The 4,144-nt window shown below is 56.8% G+C and carries 1 protein-coding gene; it reads right to left on the bottom strand.

Going from position 1 to position 4,144, the window contains the following annotated elements; all coding sequences use genetic code 11:
• Nucleotides 1-400: 400 nt before the first annotated feature.
• The coding region (gene uvrA / locus RMSM_RS18350) for an excinuclease ABC subunit UvrA (RefSeq protein ID WP_144057758.1) at nucleotides 401-4,144 on the bottom strand (3,744 nt) is incomplete at its 5' end.

Genomic DNA, 4,144 nt, shown 5'->3' with positions numbered 1-4,144 from the left:
AACCCGGTGAGGTGACGAAGACTGCAACGGGAAACGACGCAATCGGGAGAGGGCCGGAGGATTGAAAAAGGTAAATTGACAATTGTAAATTTTAAATTGGGAAGCTGATGACAGGCAGGATGCCTATCCCACATTGGTAGCCGCCAGTTGGTCGTTCCGCCCGGACAAGCCGGACGGAAGCGGGCAAATTGTGACGTGCGAGTGAGCTGGAGACGAGGCCCTCACCCGAGCAATCGCTGTAGGCTCTGCTCGACCTCTCCCCGCTGCGCCGGGAGAGGTGACTGGCGACGCGGATGGGCGAATTTGCAGGTGTGAAGTGCAAGATGAATCTGGCTGCGATGCTGCGTGATTCGACTTCCCGCTGCAACTCGCTTGCCGGGGCGTGCTTGGGGCTGCGGATCTAGGTTTCGATGGTTCGCTGCAGATGTTGCTTGAGAAACGTTTTTAGTTTCCGGCTCCTGGCGTGCTTCAGTTCGGTCAACCGCAATGTCACTTCGGCTTGTTCGGTTTCCGCGGGTTGCACAGCACCATTGAAACCGAGCTTACTGAGTTGCTCTACGTCGACCGCTTCGTGCGGCCCCGCCAAGGTGACCTTCAGCGATTCGGGAGTCTTAGTTTCGACCTCGGCCCAATTTTTTTGCTGGCCTTGCGGACGCACCACGACTCGGTCGGGAGCGTCAAACCGCAGTGAATTGTCGCCAGCGACATTCTCGAGCAATTTTAGAATCATGTCGGCCAGTTCGATGGGCCATTCGGGTTCCGTATCGGCCGGGAATCCTTTGCCCAACGAGTGCCAGCGGCGTCCGAGTACCTTCCACGGATGAACGCTGTCGTTGGTTTCCGCTGCACTTGCCTGGTCGGATTGGAGTTCGCCATTGGTCGCTGGTTCCGCCGCGGCCGGCTTGCTGGCTTTTTTCTTTGCAGTCGTCTTTTTCTTGGTGGTTGTTTTTTTCGGTGTCTTGGGCAATGCCTTGCGTTTCACGCTGGCGGGCACCTTCTGTCCCAAAACCTCGGCCAAAAACGGCGCGGTCGACGAGACGACGGCGCCTCGTTTTTTGTTGGTACAGGTGGCCGCTAACGCTTCGGGCGTTCCTTCAAAGACGATCTTTCCGCCGTCAACGCCCGCACCGGGCCCCATGTCGATGATCCAATCGGCACACTTGATCACGTCAAGGTTATGTTCGATCACGACAACGGTGTTGCCCATTTCAACGAGCCGCTGCAGTACCCCAAGCAGTTTTTCGATGTCGTCAAAGTGCAATCCGGTTGTTGGTTCGTCCAGAATGTACAGCGTTCGTCCGGTCATCGGACGGGCGAGTTCTGCCGCCAACTTCACGCGTTGGGCTTCACCACCCGAAAGAGTCGGCGCTGATTGACCGAGCGTGACATACTCGAGTCCAACGTCACAAATCGTCTGCAGGATTCTCGCAATCTTGTCGTGCTCGGCAAACAGTTCGAGCGCTTCACCACACTGCATTTCCAGTACGTCGGCGATCGATGCGCCGTGGTATTTGACTTCGAGTACGTCCGGATGATAGCGGCGTGAATCACATTCTTCGCAAGGCACCCAGACGTCGGGCAAGAAGTGCATTTCGATCTTCAGTTGGCCGCTGCCTTCGCACGTGTCACAGCGACCGCCGGCAACATTGAAGCTGAACGTTCTAGCGGTAAACCGCCGCTCGACTGCTTCGGGAAGCTCGGCAAAGACTTGGCGAATCAAGTCAAACACGCCGGTGTAGGTTGCTGGGTTACTAGTCGGGCTGTTGCCCAGCGGCGATTGGTCAACTTGGATCACTTTGTCAATAAAGCGAACACCTTCGAGTTTTTCATAACGCCCCGGGCGAACACGGGCACGATGCAGTCGTCGAGCCAACGCGGGATACAGGACGCCTTCGATCAACGAGCTTTTGCCGCTTCCGCTCGGGCCGGTGATCGCCGTCAATACGCCCAGGGGAAGCTGCATGTCGACGCCGCTGAGATTGTTCTCTCTCGCTCCGGTGACTTTTAACAGTTGCACATACGGTGAACCATTTGCGGAAAAGGCCGGACGGCGATGCTCTGGAATCGCAATCGATTTGGTGCCGTTGATGTAACCGGCGGTAACCGATTGGTCGACCGGCAGCACTTTCGTTGGCTCGCCGCGAGCAACGATGCGTCCGCCGTAGCGGCCGGCGCGAGGTCCAAAGTCGGCCAAATAATCGCTGCTGGCGATCACGTCGTGGTCGTGTTCGACGACCAACAGTGTGTTGCCAAGGTCACGCAGTCGATGCAGTGCTCCGATCAGTCGTTGGTTGTCACGTGGATGCAAACCGATCGTCGGTTCATCGAGAACATACAGCACGCCACACAGACCGCTGCCCAATTGAGCGGCCAAGCGAATCCGCTGGGCTTCGCCACCCGATAGCGTCGCGGCCCCGCGATGCAGCGTTAAATAGTCGAGTCCCACGTCCAGCAGGAAATGGATTCGCGAGGTGATCTCTCGCACCAATTCGCCAGCGATCTTGCGTTCCCGCTTGTCTAATTTCCAAGTCGTGATGTGTTCGGCCAGCCGGATGAGCGGCATATGGACGATGTCGGCAATCGTATGACCACGCCAACGCACCGCGGCGGCGTCTTCTTGCAATCGTGAGCCATCGCAGGCGCTGCAATCGATTTCGTCAACAAATTGTTCCAGCTTGCCGCGCAGTCCCGGCGTCAAACGGGCCGCTTCGGCCAACGCCGGATAAAAGCCTTTGAATTGGTAGCGGAACACGACCACGTCTTGTTTAGGCGACGTTTTCGTATCGGCTTCGCGATCGCCTTCACGGACTTCGATCCATCGTTCGCCCGTGCCATGGAACAGGATCCGCCGTTGGCTGACGGTCAGACTCTCAAATGGTACATCGATGGGGATTCGCGTTTGGCGAGAAAACGCACGCATCATCCACTGCGATACGGATTTGTCGACCGATGGCCATAGCAGCGACGCACCCTCGAGCAGCGTTGCCGTGGGTGACGCGATCAATGCCGCTGGGTTAGTTCCCGTTTGGGTTCCAAGTCCTTCGCACTGAGGACACCAACCGACTGCAGAATTGAATGAAAAATGGTGAGGCGTCAAATTGTTGAACGAACGTCCGCATTCACCACATACTAAATGTTGGCTATGGGTGACCACCTTCCACAATTTTTCTTCGACATCCGCTTCGGCAAACCCGACTTCTAGCACTCCAACGCCTAGCGACAATGCTTGTTCGATACTGTCACTAATTCGCGAGCGATCCGATTCTTGGACCACGATACGGTCGACCACCACTTGGACTTCGTGACGTTGTCGTGGGTCGAGCATCGGGGCGGTGTCCAGTGCCGTCGTTACGCCATCGATTCGCACACGCTGGTATCCGGTGCTGCGCAGGGATTGCCAGGTATCTTCGGACGCCGGTCCCGATTGGACTTCGATCGGCGCCATCAACATGGCTCGTGTCCCTTCGGGAAGTGCCATGATTTTGTCGACGATTTGGTCCGGTGTCTGAGTGCCGACGGGGACTTGGCAATCGGGACAATGCATCGTTCCAAGACGCGCCATTAAAATTCGCAAGTAGTCGTAGATTTCCGTTACCGTGCCAACGGTACTCCGCGGCGAATGCCCCAAATTCTTTTGCTCTAGCGCCACCGCCGGCGACAGTCCTTCGATCCGTTCGACTTTGGGTTTTTGCACTTGGCCGATAAATTGACGTGCGTACGACGAGAGCGATTCGACGTAACGGCGTTGCCCTTCGGCGTAGATCGTGTCCATCGCCAACGAGCTTTTACCGCTACCGCTTGGGCCGCAAAACACGGTCATCGCGTCACGAGGAATCTCGACGTCCACCGATTTTAAGTTGTGTTCGGTGGCGCCTTCGACCAACACATGCGTATTCGTATTGGCGGTCGTCGTGATGATGCTAGAGAGGATTTTTTCACTCGCTTTGGCAGCCGTTTTTCGCGGTTTCATGCCTAGCGATTTGGCGATGGCCGCTCCGGTGTAACTGCCGTTGACCTTGGCCACGTCGACGGGACGACCTTCGGCGACGACCAATCCGCCACCGGCGCCTCCTTCGGGGCCCAAGTCGATAACCCAGTCGGCTGTTTTGATCACGTCGATGTTGTGTTCGACGATCACAATCGT

The sequence above is a fragment of the Rhodopirellula maiorica SM1 genome, assembly GCF_000346295.1.
GTDB classification, from domain to species: domain Bacteria; phylum Planctomycetota; class Planctomycetia; order Pirellulales; family Pirellulaceae; genus Novipirellula; species Novipirellula maiorica.
Note: the sequence above shows the minus strand (reverse complement) of the source record. Positions and strands in the feature narration are given on the sequence as shown.